The sequence below is a fragment of the Bacteroides sp. AM44-19 genome (assembly GCF_003603395.1).
GTDB lineage: Bacteria > Bacteroidota > Bacteroidia > Bacteroidales > Bacteroidaceae > Bacteroides > Bacteroides uniformis.
Genome location: NZ_QTNB01000002.1, coordinates 495,992 through 515,757, shown reverse-complemented (window position 1 = coordinate 515,757; position 19,766 = coordinate 495,992). Strand labels below are relative to the sequence as shown.

The following is a 19,766-nucleotide window of genomic DNA, read 5'->3' as shown; positions in this document are numbered from 1 at the left end:
ATATCCTTAATTTATCAGTTAAAATGTAATATCCAAACCCACCAAGAAGCTCTTTGCCGAGGGATAGATGCCGCGGTCTACCCCGGCAGCCGTAGCGTCGGTTCCCATACTGGCCTCGGGGTCATATCCGGTATAGTTCGTTATCGTCCAAAGGTTGTTGGCACTTACATAAATGCGGGCAGCATTGAATCCAATCTTCGACAACAGTTGCCGGGGCAGACGATAGCCCAAAGTGATATTCTTCAACCGCAGATAAGCACCTTTTTCAACCCAACGGGAAGAGTTGACATATTCTGTCCCCGAAAATGACGGGATGTCCGTTTCGTTCTCCTGTGTCCAATGCTCTTTTATAACCGGATTGGTAGGAAAAGCATCCGAAGAATAGACTTCACGGCGCACACGGTTCTGATTATAAACATCATTACCCGCTACTCCCTGCCAGAAGATGTTCAAGTCGAAATCGTAAATGGTAAATGTATTGTTGAAGCCAAAGCTCCATGTGGGTTGCGCATTGCCTATGATACCGATGTCTTCTTTATCTATTTTTCCATCCCTGTTGAGATCTGCATATTTGGCATCTCCCGGCTTAGCACCATACAAGGCTGCCGTAGTCGCTTCATTCTGTTTCCACACTCCGGCAAAGGTGTAGCCCAGGAATGTACCCATCGGCTGTCCTACCATCTGCACGTAAGAGCCTACCAATCCGGGAAAGTCGGCATTGCTGGTGTAAATCATCATATCGGAAAGGCCATCCAGTTCCAGAATTTTGTTCTTATTATAGTTCACCGTATAGTTTATATCCCATTTGAAGTTTTTTGTCGATACGGGAATACCACCGAATGTCAAGTCAAAACCCCGATTGGATACCGCGCCTACATTTGTCAGGATAGATTCTACTCCCAATGCCGTGGGCACCTTCTGCCACATCAACAAATCGGTTGTCTTCTTCTTGTAATACTCGGCAGAAAAACTCAGCCTGCCGCCCCACCAACGGCTGTCGATACCTACATTCAGCTCATTCGTACGTTCCCACTTCAGGTTTTCATTACTCAACTGGGAAATGGCAAGGGTAGGATTGTTGTTGGCATCCAAGCCGGGAGTAAACTTCAACTGGGAGGCAAACGACGGAACAGCCGCATTGCCCACCGTTCCGTAGCTGGCCCTTAACTTGAATTCGGGGACAACATGACGGAATCTCTCCATAAAAGCCTCTTCCATCAAATTCCATCCTACGGAAAAGGCTGTGAAACCGTCGTATTTATGCCCTTCGGCCAATTGGCTGGCACCGTCGTAACGAACGGAAGCCGACAACATATACCGCTTCTGATAACTGTAATTGACGCGTCCCATGAACGACTGCATGGTTGTTTTGGAAGTTTCCGCCCAAGGCTGCTGCAAGATAGAACCAAACTGTATTCCATTGTATCCCAATCCCACGGGGATGCCTTTGGCTGATGCTGTCGTGCCATCATAGCTATCTTTCAGCATTTCGTAAACACCGGTTGCCTGCACATTGTGCTTACCGAAAGATTTGTCGAAAGTAAGGATTGAGGTACTTTGCAATGCAATATAATTAGACTGCGTTTTGCTTCCGCTTACTTCCGTAGTCGGACCGTTGTTCACTACCTGATTGTCGAAATAGCCTGAAGTCCGGCTATTGGTCTTGTATGAAAACAAGGTCGAAAATTTCAGGAAATCCCAAAACTTATATTCACCCGTGACAGCAACATTAAACACGGAAGCAGAGTTATCATTTACAAACTCCTTGGCATATCCTACCGGATTGAACGAAGTAGGCCCTACACCGCCCGGCTGCGTATAGCCGCCTTCGCTTTCGGAATCATAAACCTTCTTGGTGGGCGACCATTGCAATGCCGAACTGATAGCTTGTTCATATTCACCTTTCTGTGATTTGTTATAGGAAGCAAAGGTGTTCAGTATAAAGCTCAAACGCTTGTTGGCTTGTATCTTAAAATTTGAGCGGAAAGTATATTCCCTGAAATCCGTATTCAAGACAACCCCTTGCTTGTCGACATATCCCCCTGCCAGAAAATAGGATATGCCTTCTTTTCCACCACTCACACTGACGTTGTGCGTGTGGGATATGGCTTCTCTGAATATTTCATTCTGCCAATTGGTTCCTTCTCCTAAAGCGGCAATCTCATCCTGCATAAAAATCGGATTTTGCCCGTTTTCAATTCTCGCTTCATTCAGCAAAGTTGCATAGTCTGTCGCATTCAGAGAAGGTAACTTCTTCCTTACCTGGTCAAATGAAACAAATCCGTTATAAGAGATGCGTGCCTTGCCGGCTGTACCGTTCTTGGTTGTTACAAGAATGACACCATTGGCACCTTTAGAGCCGTATACTGACAAGGCCGCTGCATCTTTCAGAACCTCTATGGATTGAATCTGGTTAGGATTCAAGCTGCCGATGTTTCCGTCTTGTACGCCATCGATAATCACCAAAGGGTCGTTACCGTAGGTCAGAGAGTTTGAGCCGCGAATACGGATAGAGACAGCACCAGCAGGGTCACCACTGGTGTTTTGTACTACAACACCCGATACGCGTCCCTGAAGAGCCTGCGCTGTACTTGTATTGGGAGCAGAGAGCAATTCTTCTGATTTCACGGAAGATACGGAACCGGTTATATCGCTCTTCTTCTGTACACCATAGCCCACAACAACCACCTCATCAAGCATTTCCGTATCCTCTTTCAAGATTACTCTTGCCAGCGATTTATCCGTCACTTTAATATCTACGGTCTTATATCCGACATAGGAAATTGAAATCATGGCATCTCCGGGCACATCCATAAGAGAATATACACCATCCACATCGGTAATTCCTCCGTTGGAAGCACCTTTCACCATAACAGTAGCACCGATAATAGGTTCACCATTGGCATCTACAACAATACCGGTTATTTTCTTTGCAGATGAAGCGTTTTGCGCAGGCTTGCGAATCAGAGCAATTACATTCCCCTGCTCCTGCTTATACGAAAGAGCCGTCTTTGCCAGAAGCTGCCGCATAGTCTGGTCAATCGTTGCATCCTGCACATTCAACGATACTTTCCGGTCCAAATCCGGCAGGCTCTCATTGTAAAAGAACTTATAGGCACTCACCTGCTCTATCTGCTTCAGGGCAGACCTCAACGGCTGCTCCTTGAAGCTGATTGTGATTTGGGAATAAGCACTAAAGGAAATACTTAGAAACAATGCCAGACAGACAGTCCGCACTGCGTTCCGATTACCACTTCTCCCGACAAAGGAGCGGAAGAGTCTTAAAAAGGCTAACTTGTGTTTCATACATCAAAACTTTTATAGGTTTGATAAGTATACAGCCACCCCTATGTCTTCGTCCAAGCCGCCTTGCGATTTTAACTCCCGTTAACCTATTTGCTTTTTATTACGATGACAGAGCCGTCCATTTCATACGTAAAATCGGCAGTAAGCATCAGCATGTTCAAAGCACTCCGGATGCCATTGCCGGGGATGGTTCCGGTGAAACGTTCGTTCAAAAGCTTATCCGACTCAAAGCGTATCTCTACATTATAAATGCGCGAAAGAGTGTTCATGATATTCTTCAACGATTCTTTGTCGAAATACAGATTTCCCTTTATCCACTCAATGTAATCTTCGGAATTCACTTTTGTGGTAGTCAGCTTTTGGGTAAGCTTATTGTATTCCAGCTTGTCGCCGGGAATCATGGTGTGCGACATTCCTTGGGCGTACACCCCTACTTTACCTTCTTGCAACACAACAACGATGTCCTCGTCGTCTTCGTAAGCCGAAACATTGAAAGACGTGCCATGCACTTTCACTTCCAGGTTGCCGGCTTGCACTATGAACGTACGGCTTTCATCATGAGCAACCTTAAAGAATGCCTCTCCATTGAGTTGCACACACCGATTCTTTTTACCAAAATCATTGAGGTAGCTCAATTGGGACGCTGAATTCAGAACAACGTTCGTTCCATCCGGCAACTCAATCCTTGCCTTGTCGCCCTTACCAGCTTTCACAACGAAAGGCATTCCGGGTGCTTGAGACATGTCTATCAGGTAATAAGTGAAGAAAGCGAGGCAAACGGGCAGACAAATCATGGCAGCCCATCTCAGAATATTCATACGGACAACCCGCGCAGACCGTGACTTGCCAACCGTCTCTTCCTTGATACGGACAAACATCTTGTTGCGCAATGCAACATCAATCTCTGCATCCGATTTGACAAACTCTCCCTCCCACCAGTTTTGCAGGTGGCGATCGTTCTTCATCCAATCCATTAGTTTTCTATACTGTGCCTTATCCATCTTTTTGTTATTTAAAAGTATACACTTTCATCCCGCTTATTATCCAAAAGCCCTTGTCACATTTACACTTCATTAACAAAGAATACAAATAAAAGGGCAAGAACAGCGTCGTAATTCTGCATTAACTGCGTGCGCATGAATTTTACGGCAAGAGACAACTGCGTGGCAACCGTGCTCTCGGATATTCCCAATTGTTCTGCTATCTCCTTATTGGTGTAATGCTGCCTTTTGCTCAGGATGAATATCTTTTTGCGTTGTTCGGGAAGCTTGTCTGCCAATGAGTCTATGTACTCATGCAGAAAGTGCAAGTCGATGCCTTCTTCCGTCCGGAAATCACGGTCTACGCCGCTTTTCATCAGATACTCGTTATAGACAAACTCTACAGTCTGCCTTTGGTACATATTCATCAGCAGATTCTTGGCAATGGTGCAGAGGAAAGATATGAATGATGATTCCGGGTCTACTGTTCCGCGTACCTCCCATATACGGATAAAGGTGGACTGCACCACTTCTTCAGCCATATACCGGTTGCCCGCGGAAATACGCATGATGAAGTTATACAGCTTACCGCTATATCTGTGATAGAGCTTCTCGAATGCCTGGAAAGAGCCTGCACCCAATTCGGCCAATAAGCGTTTTTCATCTGTAGAATCGACCATATCCTTAGATTTTTGCAACAAAAGCATATCCTTTACGGACATAAAGAGATGGCAATATTATCAATATTTTCGCAAATAAAGGCAGATAAAAGGAAATATTATGTGAAAAAAGAATTCAAAGTGATTTTGGTGCGGCAGGAACTTCATACTTTTTGAGTGTTTTTAAATGAAAGACAACTCCACATTCTGAAAATCAAAAGGATGTTTGTTTTCCAAAACACATTTGTTATCTAAGTTTGCCCTAAATACACAAACTATGAGAATTATAGCCAGGAGCATTTGGGAAGTACAGCAAATCAAATCCCATAAAAGAGGCATCGCTATGATGCCTCGAATTTTAGTTGCAAACTCCCCTTATTCTATTCATTTGCCGATGTAAGGATAGAATTAAGCTGCTTTGGCAATGTGCTATGCTTCTTCTTCATTCCGCGCATTCCACACAAACAAAGCCAGCAATGTAGATAGCAATGCCGCCCCTATCCAGAACCAGTTGATGTAGGTAAAGTCGTACACCTCCACGCCATCCACCAACTGCTTGTTCCCTTCTATCAGCACGCCGCTCATTACGTCTTGCAATCCTGCACCTATATAGCTGGCTATACCTACAACGCCCAATGCTGCGCCCGAAGCATTGCGCGGAGCAATATCTACAGCCATCAGCCCTCCGAGAAAGCAAATCAGCACACCGATGCCAAGGCCGAAAAGTATCATGGCCAAAGCGTCCACCCAGAAATGAACACCGGGAACCAGCAGGAACAAGCAGAGTGCAACCACATTCATCAGTCCGAAGATAAGGGCGGGCACATTACGGCGGCCGCCGAACAGCTTGTCCGAAATGACACCGGAAAACATCGTACCCACAATGCCACAGACCGAACTGATGGAAATGATGAAACTGGCATCCAGTGTAGAATAGCCCTTCTGCGCTTCCAGATAGAATACGCCCCAACTGTTCACCGCATAACGGCTGATATACATAAAAGCACTACTGAGTGCCAATATCCAGATGGCAGGATTGCGAAGTACGGCTTTCTGCGCACGGCTGAATTCCTCGCTTTCCAACACACTCATTTTTTTCTTCGCCTTAGGCATATTGACAATGGGCAACCCTTTGCTTTGCGGTGTATCGTGGAAGAAACGCCAGGCAATCAATGCACCTGCCAGCCCCACAAGTCCTGCTCCAAAGAAACCATACCGCCAGCCGAAAGCACTGACAATGGAGGCAATGATGATAAATGTCATCGCCTCGCCGATGTTGTGGCTCGCACTCCAGAAGCCGTAGAAAGAACCGCGCTGTTTGTCGGTGAACCAGCGTGACAAGCCTACCACGCAAGAAGCGGCCCCCATCGACTGGAACCAGCCACTGATGCCCCAAAGGATGGCAAACAAGATGAATGAATGGACAAAGCCGAGACAAAGGTTCACCAATGCCGTGACCAAGAGTCCGGTAGTCATGAAACGGTTGATGTTGCTGCGGTCGGCCAGGAAACCGTTTGTAAACTTACCTATGGCATAAGTGAAGAAAAGTACGGAACCGATAATACCCAGTTCTGTTTCGGAGAAAATACCTTCCTCCACTATCGGTTTCTTCACTACATTCAAGCTGAGACGGCATACATAATACATGCCGTAGCCAAGCGTTGCCGCAAGAAAAGTAGACCATTGCAGCCGCTTCAAGCGCCGTTGACAGGCGGACACAGAAAGGTCGGTACAAGGTTTATCGGAAGAAACCTTGTAGAAATTTATAAGATGTTTCAACATTGTATTTTGTTATTGGATTTAAGTTTCGCAAGCTCAATCGCAACCATCCGGCGGATGTATAGCGAGGAAAGGAGATATTCCGTCGCTACACTCCGCTGAATGACAGAGATTACTGAATATAAATTTGTATTATGCCAGAGCCTTTGCAACCAAGCTTGCGGAACTCGAACGGATAGTGAACCAAATTGCTTTATTCGTGCATTTTTTTCGTTCTCAGATACTCCAGCAAATAAGCCGGACGGTCAGTCTGTAGGATGCGGCATCCCAATGTGTCAATCAAATAGCCATAGCCCTCATCGGGGTTTTGCAAAGACATGTCATCGTCGTGTCCGCCTGCCATCGTATCCCACAAAGTGTTGTACCAGATAAGGGAGCGGTCGGCTAAAGTCGTTGCCAGCTTCTTGGGAAGCGGGTTGGAGTCCTTTACATACAGCAGTTCAAAAGCTACGGGAGACATCTCCTTGACAAACGTCTCTATCTGTTCCTCGGCCCCCGGCTTGTCGAGGTCGACAATGGGCATATAGATTACGTCATTCAGATAATCGCCGAATTGTTTCTTGACTTCGGCTGCTGTTTTGCGCCCTTTCATTATAATCTGCTTGGTGGTTCCGGTCTTCTTCATCAGCTCATAAATCTGGTCGAAATAGAGGTCGGCCTGGTCCAGATTTATCATTATCTTGCCTTTGGCATGCAGCAAGGCCTCTTCCAAAGTAGGAACTTTGTGGATGGTACGTATGTTGCAGCCGTTTTTCAACTTCAACCCACGTATGTAGTCGAGAGTGGCTTCCGAAACCAGCCCCTTGCCGGTGGTTGTGCGGTCCAGTGCCCGGTCGTGCATCAGTATCAGTTCACCATCCTTTGTCTTCTTTACATCCAGTTCCACAATATCCACACCCATTCTAACGGCATTGTCTATTGCCTCTAAAGAGTTTTCCGGAAAATTGCGCCAGTCGCCGCGATGGGCTACCACAATTACTGAACTCTGGTCGCGATTCATCAGTTTTTCACGAATCTGCGTCACTCGGTCTTGAGCCGAAAGCTGCAATACTGCCAAAACAGCAAACAGCAATAAATATATCTTTTTCATCATTTCATGGATTATAAATTCAATCATTCCAATGCATAGCCTTCGTTCTGCCAACCGGCTTTGTCATTGACATTCTCTATTTCGGTTTGAGGAACCGGATAGAGCTGCCGATAAGCATCAATACCGGGAAATATGGCAGCCATTTGTCCGGTGCGAACAATGTCGAACCAACGGTCGCACTCCAGAGCAAGCTCCAAACGGCGTTCCTTATATACTGCCTGGCGGAAGAGTGTTTTTGTGGACAGTTCGGCCAATGTTTTCCCTTCAAGACCTGCATTTGTGCGTACGGCATTCAGAGCATCCAAAGCATCTTGTGTAGGAACAGCGGCAAGCTCATTGGCAGCTTCGGCATACATCAGCATCACTTCGGCACAACGCATTACCGGAAAGTCGGCACTGGTCTCATTGTTCGTTGCCGGAGCATTGAACTTGCCCGGACGCTGTCCGCTGCCCGTAGGTTCTACCAGGGCCTTACGGTTATCCTTGTCGCTTTCAAACTCCGCTTGCTCCAATGAGATGATATTGCCATTGTCATTGTTACGATAGCGGTTGTTCTGATGTACCGACTCGCCTACTCCACCTTTCAGATATTGAACGGCAAAAATAATGTCCTTGCTCGTCTTCAAGTCGTTGGGAAAAGTTTGCGGCATGGGCACCAGCATCAAGTCTTTTCCGGCATGAATGGCTGCTACCACCGGAGCAAGTTCATTGACCACTTCCTGATAGTTCTTCCTATATAAATAAACCTTTGCCAGCAATGCATGCGCCGCATACGAAGTGGCACGGCCTCTTTCCGATTCGGGCCAAACCGCGGGTAAACCTTTGGCTACAGCCAAGTCGCTGATTATCTGCCCATAGACTTCATCAATGGGAGCACGCTTGTTGTTACGCGCTTCGGCCACGGTCTGCGTTTTTGTAATGATGGGCACCTCGCCCCACAAGCGAACCAGGTTAAAGTAACAAAGAGCACGTATAAACGAAGCTTGTCCGGCAATGCGAGAGCGCTGTTCGTCGGACATCGGCACTTCTTCCACATTCTGCAACACCAGGTTGCAACGATAAATAGTCTTGTACAACGAAAGCCATGCCCCCGACAAGTTGGAGTTTGCCGGAGTTTCCGTGAAAACTTCTATCTGATAAGTGATGCCGCCACTGGCACCGGAATTGTCATTCTTCACATTGTCACCACGTACTTCCATCAAAGTCATGAACTTCGCTCCATACTGGTCGCTGGATTGCAACTCATCATAGATACCTATAACGGCTCCTTCCAAACCCTTCACATCCTTATAAAAGGTTTCCTCCGTAGGAAAATCAATAGGTTTCAAGTCTATAAAATCACTACAGCTTGAAAGAACCATTGCTGTAAGAACAAACATTATTACTTTTTTCATATTACTGTCTTTTTAAGATTAAAACGTAAGATTAACACCTATCGAAGTGGTTCTTGCCAACGGGTATACACCATAGTCTTCGCCATTGGTAGTAGCGGCACTGCGATTTGAAACTTCCGGATTATAGCCTTCATAGTTGGTAAAGGTAAACGGATTTTGGATGGAACAGTATACGCGCGCCGACTTCAGATACACCTTTTTGAGCCAGTTTTCGGGCAAGGTATATCCCAACGAAATATTCTTGATGCGCAGGTAAGACCCGTCTTCCACGTGCCATGTAGAGGTGGTGCCGTTCTGCCCCTTACTGACGCGGTTGGCACGTACATTCATTCCACTACCAGGATTGTCTTCCGACTTCCAGCGGTTCAAAGCTCCTTTGTAGTTATTCATATTCCCTTCGTGGTTATAGAAATACCGGCGAGACAAGTTCAGGATTTCATTGCCCTGCACACCTTGAAACACAATGCCGAAGTCAATGCCTTTCCAAGCCAGTGTAGCACCGAAGCCATAAGTAAAGTCGGGCATATAGTTGCCCACGATGGCGCGGTCGGTATCCGAAATATCAAGTATCCCGTCTCCATTGACGTCCTTGAACTTGAAGTCGCCCGGCTTCGTGTCGGCCAGTCCGTAGTTGGTGGGAGAATCCTTGTAGTGCAAAGCTGCATCCACTTCGGCCTGATTCTTATAGACACCTTCTACCACTGGAAGATAATAGCTTCCGATGGCCTCACCCACGCGGGTTATGAAATAGGCATTGCTCACCGAACCGGAAGAAATAATATCGGCATTGCCCGGTCCAAGTTCTTTCACTTCGTTGATGTTCTTCGAGATATTGAAGTAAACACTCCAGTTGAAATCGCCCATCTTCTGATTGGTGGCGATATTGAATTCCACACCTTTGTTGTTCACCTTGCCGATGTTCTCGAGGCGAGTGTTGTAACCGGTTGTCATGGGTACGGGGACATTGAGCAACAAGTCATACGTGTTACTGTTATATAAATCCAGCCCCAAAGTCAAACGGTTACTGAACAGCGACGCATCGAAACCTACATTCACCTGCGCTGTCTTTTCCCAATGCAGTTCGGGATTGGGCATGCTCTTGGGGGCCGCACCCTTTATTACTTCGGCATTGCTTCCGCCCAACACATAACTATAATAGGCAACTTCGCCTTGTGCACCATAGTTGGGAATACGGAAGTTACCCGTCAGACCGTAGCTGGCGCGAAGTTTCAAGTCGTCGATGAAAGTCAGCGACTTCATAAATTGCTCTTCCGTCAGACGCCATCCGGCAGATACCGACGGAAACCATCCCCAACGGTTCTGTTTGCCAAAACGGGAAGCACCGTCGGCACGGATTGCTCCTGTAAGCATGTACTTGCCTTTATAGTTATACTGAATTCTGGCAAGTCCTGAAAGCAAGGCCCATTCGGAAGCATGCGAATTGCCGCGGGTAACGGTACCTGCATTGAGAGTGGGCACGCTGTTCGTAATGAATCCGTTGGCAAAAGCATAAGTACTTTCGTCTCGTTGGTATTGCATGGTCCAGCCTACCAGTGCAGAAAGAGAATGCCCGTGGATTTCCTTATTATAGCTCATCGTTTGCTCAAACAGCCAGTTGTACATCTTGGCAGTCTTCGCCGTTGCTTCGGGCACCGACTCCGGATTTCCCTCCGTATTGGAAATGGGGATAGTGGACGGACGGAACGTATCTTGCGAGCTACTGTAAATATCCACACCGAAATTGGCCCGATACTTCAATTCGGGCATAAAAGCCACTTCTCCGTAAATATTGCCAAAAACACGGGATGCCTTCGTTTCGTCCTTCTGCAACATGGCTAATGCTACGGGATTCCATACTTGCGTCTGGCTGTTACCTTTCTTTATGGAACCGTTTTCGAGTACTGTCTGTGTATTGGGACTCCAGGCATTCTGAGAGAAGCAAAATGAACCGTCGGGATTATAAACCGGAAATATAGGAGCACTGTGCAGCGCCGAAGCAATGATACCGCCACCGCCCGAATTGTAAGCGCCGTCAGAATTAACCGCATTCTCTATCGTTACAGACGGATTGAGCGAAAGGCCGAACTTGAAAATACCTTCGGTTACATCGAGGTTGAAGCGCGAGCTGTAGCGCGTAAAGTCACTGTTGATAATGACACCTTCTTGTGACAAATAATCTACAGACGCATAATATCTTATCTTCGGGCTGCCGCCTGAGACAGAAACCGAATGGCTCTGCATGCCTGCCGTACGGAAGATTTCGTCCTGCCAGTCCGTGTCTACCAGTCCTTTTTCACCTCTCAGGTATGGCAAGATTTCAACGGGAACAATTGTATTATAATCATTGCTTGTATTTTGCAGACGGATGGCATTGCTGTCCGAGATGTCAAAAGACAAAGGATTCTTATTCTGCGCTATGAGCTTACGGTTGATGGACTCCATCTTGTCGGTATACGTATTGTTGCGTGCATCGTTCACCAAATCGGCATACTCGTAGGCATTCAGCATGTCTATCTTCTTTGAAACCGTCTGCCAGCCATAGTATCCGTTATAGGAAACTGTAGCACGCCCTTCCTGCCCTCTCTTGGTAGTAATCAGTACCACACCGTTCGAACCACGCGAACCGTAGATGGCAGCCGAAGAAGCATCTTTCAGCACCTCGATGGACTCTACATCGTTCATATTGAACGTATTCAGCTGCTCCTGGGCAAGAGGCACACCGTCCACAACATAGAGCGGAGAGGTTCCTGCCGTAATAGTGCCCGTTCCGCGTACCTTAATCTGCAAGGAAGAGCCCGGAGCACCCGTCGACTGAGACACCTGCACACCCGGCATCTTGCCCACCATCGCCTCGGCCATGGAAGTAACCGGTTGGCCTTTCATATCACTGGCACGAAGGCTGGCAATGGCAGTAGTCACGTCGCGCTTCTTCTGCACACCATATCCCACAACCACTACTTCGTCCAGCAACTCGTTGTCTTCCATCAAGACGATTCTGTCCAGGCCTTTGCCGCCCGCTTTTATCTCTACCGTCTGATAGCCGATATATGAAAAGGCGAGCATCGCATTCCCGGGTACATCGGCCAGGCTATAATTTCCGTCAAGATCGGTAATCACTCCATTGGCAGTGCCCTTTACCAATACACTGGCACCGATAATCGGCTCCCCGTTTGGGTCTACCACTTTTCCGTTGATTGTCTTTGTCCTCACTTTCTCAATAAGCTCTCCACTTTTCTGATTGCCTACGGATATTGTATTGTTGTCCCTATTGAAATATAATTTTGCTTGCGAGGTAATCTGCTCCAAGACCTCTTGCAAAGAAGCGTTGGAAACATGGATGGAGATGCGTGGAGCTGCATTGACTATTTCTTGGTCATAGAAGAATTTCAAACCAGTCTGCACGCCCAGTTGGTTGAACACATTCTCTACCGTTTCATTCTGAACATTCAGTGTAATGCTTCTTGTCTCTTGTGCCCGCACGTATGGGGCTGTAAACAACAAGCATACGAACAGTAAAAAAGCTAAAAATGAATCTACATTTCTACATTTCCTTTCAGTATTAGGAAGATTATTCATAAATTTGTGCGTTTTAGTAATTGAAATAAATTATTAAAAACAAAGATGTGTAATGCGCGATACGTTATTCACACGGGTCGAAACGAATGAATATCCGTCCGGATTACCGGAATAGGGGCTTCTCTTAGAGACAGCTCCTATTTTTTTGTGTAGCTCAAGTTGGTGGTTTCATACTTAATTTTATTAATGATAAAGGTTAACACTCTGGCGATTCGCTTATATATAGTACACAGTCGCCCGAAGAAGCAGGGGTCTCATTAAGATATTTTCACTATTTATGCGAAGCAGTGATTGAATTATATTCATATTTGATAAGAAAGGAACCTAAGTGATTAGCAGTACTATCTCAATTGAGGGTGTGTCGAAATAGAGACTTAGAACACAAATTACGCAAATTATACAAATCATGCTTTTTAATGACTACTGATAATCAGGGATTATCCGAGTCGCTTATTTGCGTAATTTGTGTAATTCGTGTTCCCTTATCACTTCTGACACACCTTCTACCCGTAGGGGGAGGTGGTAGGTAAAACAATAAACACCTATGAATCATAAGAATAAGGTTTTCTTTCCTCACCTACCACCCCGCCCTTTGGGCACCCCTCCTTCTTGAAGGAGGGGAATTGAGATAGTACTTTTAACTCATAAGCGTTTCTGAAACAGTTCATAACTGATAAGAAAGAAATAATCCGTGCTTGAGTAACAAGAGTTTCTTCAACTTGCCCTCACCACCCTCACCGTTTTCCTGAACCTCCCTGTTCATCGGTGTTTCTTACGAAAAATGCAGTGAATTGATAGTGTGTTCACTATAGTGGTCTGTCTTCTTCACGATAGTGAACAATTCGGGCCATCTTAGTGAACATACTTGTTCACTTAAGTGGAGCGTCAACAAACTCAAAGACTTTTCAGGAGAAACGTATGTGCGAAACACAATGAATGCCTGCACAGTACACTACAAACGCCTTTCAAATACCCTTCAAACGGACAGCACCAAGCCCTTTTTTCTATATTGGCCTGAGTTCGATATAAGGCTTTGCTTATAACTGTATAATAGCGAGTCAAATTCAACTCCTGATTCACACTATTTATAGAGCAATACCTTGTTCCCATCTTTCTTATAATGAATGCCGCTGGTATATTCGATAGACTGCAACACAGCTTCCAGGCTCTTGTTGTCGTGCTCGCCCGAAATCAGATTCTTGAACACCTGCCCTTCGGCAAAAGAGATGGAGCAATTATAAACGCGTTCCAACTCTTTTGCAACATCGTTTATCGGAGTACTGCTGAATCGCAATCCGCCTTTCCGCCATACTGCCACAGTGCGTTTTTCATGCTGCTTGTTGTATTCGCCGGAAATGGTATTGATGTACACCCGCTCCTGGGCGCTTAAGCGCATCATGGCTTCTGGCAAGTCCACTTGCACCTTGCCACTCTCCACATCGACAGAAACAACCTCATCGGACAAATAAGCTTTGATATCAAAGCACGTGCCCAATACACGAACGTCGAAATGATGGGTATTGACAATGAACGGCTGCTTCTCGTTGCGATGAACCCGAAAGTAGCCCTCACCTTCGAGCTCCACCCTGCGTTCGTTGCCCGCAAAGCGGTCGGGATAGCGAATGCGGGAGCAGGAGTTCAAGACCAGTTGCGTGCCGTCAGGAAGCAACACCTGCTTGCATTCGCCATAAGAGGTCGAGGCTTCCAGATAAGAAATCTGCTGTTCGTTGATGTAATCCAGATATCCGACGCCACCCAGCACCAAACAAAGAACCGCAGCCGCAGCTGCAGCGACAGTTGCCATGCGGCGAAACCAGGTCCGTTTTTTGTGCTCGATGCGCTTCAACAATTGGCGCGCCTCTTTCTTCGACTTCTCGCGTTCGAGGTCAGTCAGCGGTTGTTGCGACGCTGATTCGTCCCAAACATCGGCAGCCAGTTCCTCAAGGATGCCTTCCGGTTCCGGCACAGCCAAGTGGTCTGCCAACTTGCTGACATCTTCAACCGTGTACAAGTCATCCAAGTAACGGCGAAGCAAAGTCTTATCTTTCTCGTTATGTTTCATAATCGTTTTTTTGCGGGGAGCTACAAAGATGTTCTTAAACTATCCCTTTTAAAAGAATAGTACACGCAAAAGCGAAGCATCTAGGGTGTATTTAACGTTTTTTATCTCATACGGAAGAAAGATGGGCTTCATTACAAATTCATACAAACAAGAAGCAGCACGAGGTCGGCAGCCGCTACCGAGTTCTTCTGCAAATATCCGCGCAGCGATTTCAATGACAAGGATATAGACTCCTGCACCGTATTGACCGATATACCCAGCGTTTCAGCAATCTCCTTGTGAGACATCTGCTGTTCACGGCTCATTTCAAAGATTTCACGCTGGCGGGGCGTCAATTGCTGCAATGCACGCAAGATTAGTTGCCGCAAGTCATTAGCTAGAATTTCATTCTTCGTTTCATCGGTATAATCCACAGCCTGCGCAAGGACATGCTCCTTGAGTTTGTTCTGGTTATCGAGGTCGCGCAGCTGATTCAGCACACGGTTGCGAACAATTGTATAAAGGTAGGAAGAGAAGGAAGCATCGGGATTGATGAAACGTCGGCTCTGCCAAATCACGGTGAAAGCGTCCTGAAAAACATCCTCGGCATGCTCGCGCGACTTCAGAAAACGCATGGCAAAGTATATCAGGCGGCCCTTATAGGCAGCGTACAGTTCACAAAAAGCATCCTCATCTCCATCTATCAGGCGGAGAACAAGTGCCTTTTCATCAATTAGAGTTTCTGCTGCATACATAGGGCTATCTTTACATTCAAGTACAAAGGTATCGCTAAGATGTTGCAAACGTATGTAAAATTCGGGAAAGAAAAAAGAAAAATGAAAAATAAAGCCGGTTCATCCCTCAAGCAATGACCGGCTTTAACACGCTTCTATCGTCTATAGGCTTTCAGTTTATTCCTATAATAAGCCTCCACATCCTTCCAATGGTAATAAGGAGCCAGTTCGCTTTCTACCGGAAGTTTCATCTCATGCTCGTTGAGCAGCACCTTTACAAGAATGTCATCACTGCCTTTCTTGCGGAAGAAAACGAATTGAACGTTGCCTGCCATCGGGAAAATCTTGTAGTTTCGCCAAGTTTCATCGAGTCTGCTTAAATCGGTAGTCTGATAAGCACAATCACCCAATTCCAGCAGGCATACCAAAGGAAGCAGGCAAGATTCATGGCCGAAACGTAAAGTTGCGCTGTTCTCTTTCTTCACGATGCAAGTGTCGGCCGTATTCAGTATATTTTCCAGCAGATTGGATTCCATATAAGGTATTTCGCTTTTGGTGAGCGGAGACGGGCCATAGGATATATACCAATTCTTGTTGCTGATTTGCCACAAATCATAGCATTCGTCTTTGGTGAAGAGAGAGTAAAGTTCCAGATTCGTGTCGAGACTCTGCATGTTGCTTGCCACATCAAACAACCGGGTCATCAATCTGCCGGCATCCACTTTCCAGTTTACATAATCCTCGTTGTTGAACAAAGCCTTCATCAAGCGTTCCGGATGTACATGCTCCTTCCGGATGGCAGCCTTCGCCTCGACCACTTCATCCGCCTTGCACAATGTCTTGACATAGGGGTCATCGTTATTCATATAGTACATGTCGGCATAGCTGGCATCGTTCTTGAACTGCAACTTCGGATTGAGAGATTGCAGCTTCAAACATTCTGCCGCCATAGAAAGAATGCAGCGGATAACCACCGTGGAGCATGCATCCACCTCGGCTTCTCCTTTAAAGACTTTCGGGAAATTCTTGTACATTCGCTCTGCAATGCCTTTGTGCTGGCGTGCACCCAGCGGAGTCAGTTCGCCATATCTGCTCTTAGCCATGCGCGAGACGCTATCCAAAACACAAAGTGTCTTCTTTCCCAACTCAGTGAGCACACCATTCTCATCAGCCTCACGCATCACTGCCAACGGCTTCTCGTAATCATCCGGATTTATAAGGAACCGTGAACCATGACGGGCATAGTGGCTCAGATAAAAGGGTTTATAACCTGCAGGAGGAGCTGTCTGCTCCACAGTCGGTTCGGGATAGGCATAGTAATTGGCTGCCGAACGATGAACATCTGCAAAGATTTCTTCTTTGGCTGTCTGGGCTCTCATTCCAAGCACCAGGCAACAAAGAACGGTTAGAAAAACGAAACGCTTCATAGATACTACTCTTTTATGATTTATTCATGTGAAATCTCTTTCAGGTATTCTTCTATCTTTCCGAAGAAGGATGCCAAGTGCGAACCATCAACAAAAGAATGATCCACATAGATGGAAAGTGGAAATACCAGACGCCCTTCACGGGTCACCGTTTTTCCGGCAGTCATCAAAGGGTGGCTGCAAGCATTCCCGGCTTCGGCAAGCGTATAAGTGGTAGAGGTGAAATACATCTTAGGGACAGCGCTCAAATGCACTACATCGTAATCGCCTTGCTGCGCGAGATGCTTCTCGGCTCCATAAGGATCGCCATCTTCGGGAATATTGGTAATCAAAGCATAGGCTTCGGCATAAAAGCGGTTGAAATCTTCGTGATAAGGTATGCGTATTGTATAGAAAGTCTTACCGGGAACGGCTATCGGAGAAATGATATCCACCCGATCGTGAAAGACGACCTGTCCATTCTTGTCTTTACGGAAACGAAGTTCATCCACCTCGTTTGCCGAACGGAGCACGGCATAAAGATAGTAAAGGAAAAAAGAGCGTCCCGCTGCTCTGGCAGCCAGACTTGCCTCTGTACAATCAATCTCTGTAGTAATGGAATACCAGGAGCTAACAAAGTTGCGGAAAAAGTTGTAGTTATCCCGGCGTTCCCAAGTTTCAATGTCTATAATCTGTTTCATATACAAAAAAGGGGGTTAGAAAAAAGGATGCCACTTTACGGGCATCCTTTCTATATTCAGTTTATTTTTCTTTCTTATAATTCTCCAATCCAGTCTGCAAGAACTCGATATATTTGGGAATATCTTCGTCGTAGGAGTAAGACTTATTGAGCGGTTTGCCTTCGTTGTCAATCAACACGTAGAAGGGCTGCGCATTGGCGCCGAACTTGACACGCTGCAGATAGCTCCATTTGTCGCCTACGGTACGTAGCGTACGTTCCGTGCCGTTCTCCACAATCTTCACGGGAGAAGGAAGCGGTGTCTTGTTGTCGACGTAAAGCGTGATAAGTACATAGTCGTTGTTGATAATGTCACTCACCTTCGGGTTTGTCCATACGGCAAGCTCCATCTTACGGCAGTTCACGCAACCATAACCGGTGAAGTCGAGCATCACGGGCTTGCCATGCTGACGGGCATACTCCATACCGAGGTCGTAATCATCGAACTTGGCATGCACTTCATTATTGTAAAGATTGAAGTCTTGCGTCTGCATGGGCGGCGCAAAGGCACTGACAGCTTTCAACGGAGCTCCCCACAAACCGGGAACCATATACACCGCAAATGCCAGTGAGGCCAACGCCATAAAGAAACGGGGTACACTAACCTTTGAATCGTCATCATCGTGCGGGAACTTGATTTTGCCCAACAAGTAGAAACCAAGCAGCGCAAAAAGCACAATCCACAAGGCGAGGAACGTCTCACGGTCGAGGATGCGCCAGCCGTAAGCCAAATCGGCCACCGAAAGGAATTTCAGGGCAAAGGCCAGCTCCAGGAAGCCGAGCGTCACCTTGATGATGTTCATCCATCCACCGGACTTGGGCATGGACTTCAGCCAGGACGGGAACAGGGCAAACAGCGTGAAAGGCAATGCCAAAGCTATGGCAAAGCCCAGCATGCCGATGGCGGGAGCCACCACGCTGCCCGTCGTGGAAACCTGCACCAGCAGGAATCCGATAATGGGTCCCGTGCAGGAGAAAGATACCAGCGACAAGGTAAATGCCATCAGGAAGATGCTGAGCAAACCGCTTGTCGCCTCGGCCTTGCTGTCTACAGCCGTACTCCACTTGGAGGGCAACGTTATCTCGAACGCTCCGAAGAAGGAAGCCGCAAACACCACCAGCATCAGGCAGAAAAGGATATTGAATACTGCATTCGTAGAGAGTGCGTTCAGTGCGCTGGCTCCGAAAACAAGCGTGATTGCCAGTCCGAGCGTCACATAAATCACCACGATGGAAGCGCCATACGTCCACGCATCGCGGATGCCCTTCTTCTTGTCCTTGCTGCGTTTCAGAAAGAAGCTGACCGTCATCGGGATGATGGGCCATACACAGGGGGTGAAGAGCGCCAGCAGTCCACCGGCAAATCCCGTAATGAAAATATAAATCCAGGACATGTCTTCCTGCGAAGTGGTTTCGCCCAAAGAATTCAGTTCACTGATGACCGGCTTCCATAGGTCCACCTTGTCCGCCACCTTGATTTCCGTCGGCCCGTCCGCACCGCCGATAGCAGCCACGGGAGCCGTGCCGGAGACAGTCTCCTGCTTTGCGGGCTGTTCTTCGGCTTTCGTTTCAGCGGCAGCGGCGGCAGCTTCTTTGGCAGCCCCTTCTGCCTTGCCGGAGAACTTGAAAGGAACTTGTGTGGGCGGCAGGCAGTTTTCATCGTTGCAAGCGCCATATTCCAGATAGCCTTCTATCTGATAAGCGCCACCCGTCAACTTCAGCTTCTGCACAAATTGCGCCGTATTCTCAAAATAGCGCACCTTCATTTCGAACAACTTATCGAAAGTAGAGATTTCCTTGCCTACGGGCTTCAGTTTACCAACCACTTCCGCTCCGGATATTTTCTCCACATTGAAAGTCGCCGAGATAGGACCGCCATCGTCCAGGTCAGTGGAATAGACATGCCAGCCCTTGTCAATAGCAGCCGTAAAAACGACCTCCGCTTCATCAGCAGCCACAGTCTTCAGTTCGGACTTGAACTTGACGGGATCTTGTATCTGTGCCCGCATCGCCACCGTGAAAAGCAACAGAAATAGAGGGAACAATAATTTCTTCATGTTCT

General features: G+C 46.9%; 12 protein-coding genes. All 12 read right to left on the bottom strand.

Annotation, left to right across the window (positions count from 1 at the left end):
- Positions 1 to 18: 18 nt before the first annotated feature.
- Positions 19 to 3,306, bottom strand: coding sequence for a TonB-dependent receptor (locus DW947_RS06535; RefSeq protein ID WP_005832743.1), 3,288 nt, complete (start codon positions 3,304 to 3,306; stop codon positions 19 to 21).
- A gap of 86 nt (positions 3,307 to 3,392) precedes the next feature.
- On the bottom strand, positions 3,393 to 4,307 hold the full coding sequence (locus tag DW947_RS06530) for a FecR family protein (protein ID WP_118930887.1): 915 nt from the start codon (positions 4,305 to 4,307) through the stop codon (positions 3,393 to 3,395).
- Between the two features lie 62 nt (positions 4,308 to 4,369).
- Entirely contained in the window at positions 4,370 to 4,966 is a 597-nt protein-coding gene (locus tag DW947_RS06525) for an RNA polymerase sigma-70 factor (protein ID WP_034523224.1), read from the bottom strand.
- Between the two features lie 408 nt (positions 4,967 to 5,374).
- Positions 5,375 to 6,727, bottom strand: coding sequence for an MFS transporter (locus DW947_RS06520; RefSeq protein WP_005832748.1), 1,353 nt, complete (start codon positions 6,725 to 6,727; stop codon positions 5,375 to 5,377).
- 190 nt (positions 6,728 to 6,917) lie between these two features.
- Positions 6,918 to 7,814 (bottom strand): glycerophosphodiester phosphodiesterase family protein, encoded by an 897-nt coding sequence (locus tag DW947_RS06515; RefSeq protein ID WP_005832750.1) that lies wholly within the window; start codon positions 7,812 to 7,814, stop codon positions 6,918 to 6,920.
- A 23-nt stretch (positions 7,815 to 7,837) separates the two neighbouring features.
- Positions 7,838 to 9,208 carry a RagB/SusD family nutrient uptake outer membrane protein gene (locus DW947_RS06510; protein ID WP_057089558.1) on the bottom strand — a complete coding sequence of 457 codons (1,371 nt, stop codon included), beginning with the start codon at positions 9,206 to 9,208 and terminating at the stop codon, positions 7,838 to 7,840.
- 18 nt (positions 9,209 to 9,226) lie between these two features.
- Positions 9,227 to 12,784 (bottom strand): TonB-dependent receptor, encoded by a 3,558-nt coding sequence (locus tag DW947_RS06505; protein ID WP_005832753.1) that lies wholly within the window; start codon positions 12,782 to 12,784, stop codon positions 9,227 to 9,229.
- Positions 12,785 to 13,865: 1,081 nt separating this feature from the next.
- Positions 13,866 to 14,846, bottom strand: coding sequence for a FecR family protein (locus DW947_RS06500; RefSeq protein WP_057281682.1), 981 nt, complete (start codon positions 14,844 to 14,846; stop codon positions 13,866 to 13,868).
- Positions 14,847 to 14,977: 131 nt separating this feature from the next.
- Positions 14,978 to 15,580, bottom strand: a complete 603-nt coding sequence (locus DW947_RS06495) for an RNA polymerase sigma-70 factor (protein WP_005832757.1) — start codon at positions 15,578 to 15,580, stop codon at positions 14,978 to 14,980.
- A gap of 134 nt (positions 15,581 to 15,714) precedes the next feature.
- Positions 15,715 to 16,986, bottom strand: coding sequence for a histidine-type phosphatase (locus DW947_RS06490; protein ID WP_057281681.1), 1,272 nt, complete (start codon positions 16,984 to 16,986; stop codon positions 15,715 to 15,717).
- 20 nt (positions 16,987 to 17,006) lie between these two features.
- The gene (locus DW947_RS06485; RefSeq protein WP_005832761.1) at positions 17,007 to 17,666 is read right to left on the bottom strand and encodes a CatA-like O-acetyltransferase; all 660 of its coding nucleotides are present in this window, start codon (positions 17,664 to 17,666) and stop codon (positions 17,007 to 17,009) included.
- Between the two features lie 61 nt (positions 17,667 to 17,727).
- The gene (locus DW947_RS06480; RefSeq protein ID WP_117962745.1) at positions 17,728 to 19,761 is read right to left on the bottom strand and encodes a protein-disulfide reductase DsbD family protein; all 2,034 of its coding nucleotides are present in this window, start codon (positions 19,759 to 19,761) and stop codon (positions 17,728 to 17,730) included.
- Between the last annotated feature and the right edge of the window lie 5 nt (positions 19,762 to 19,766).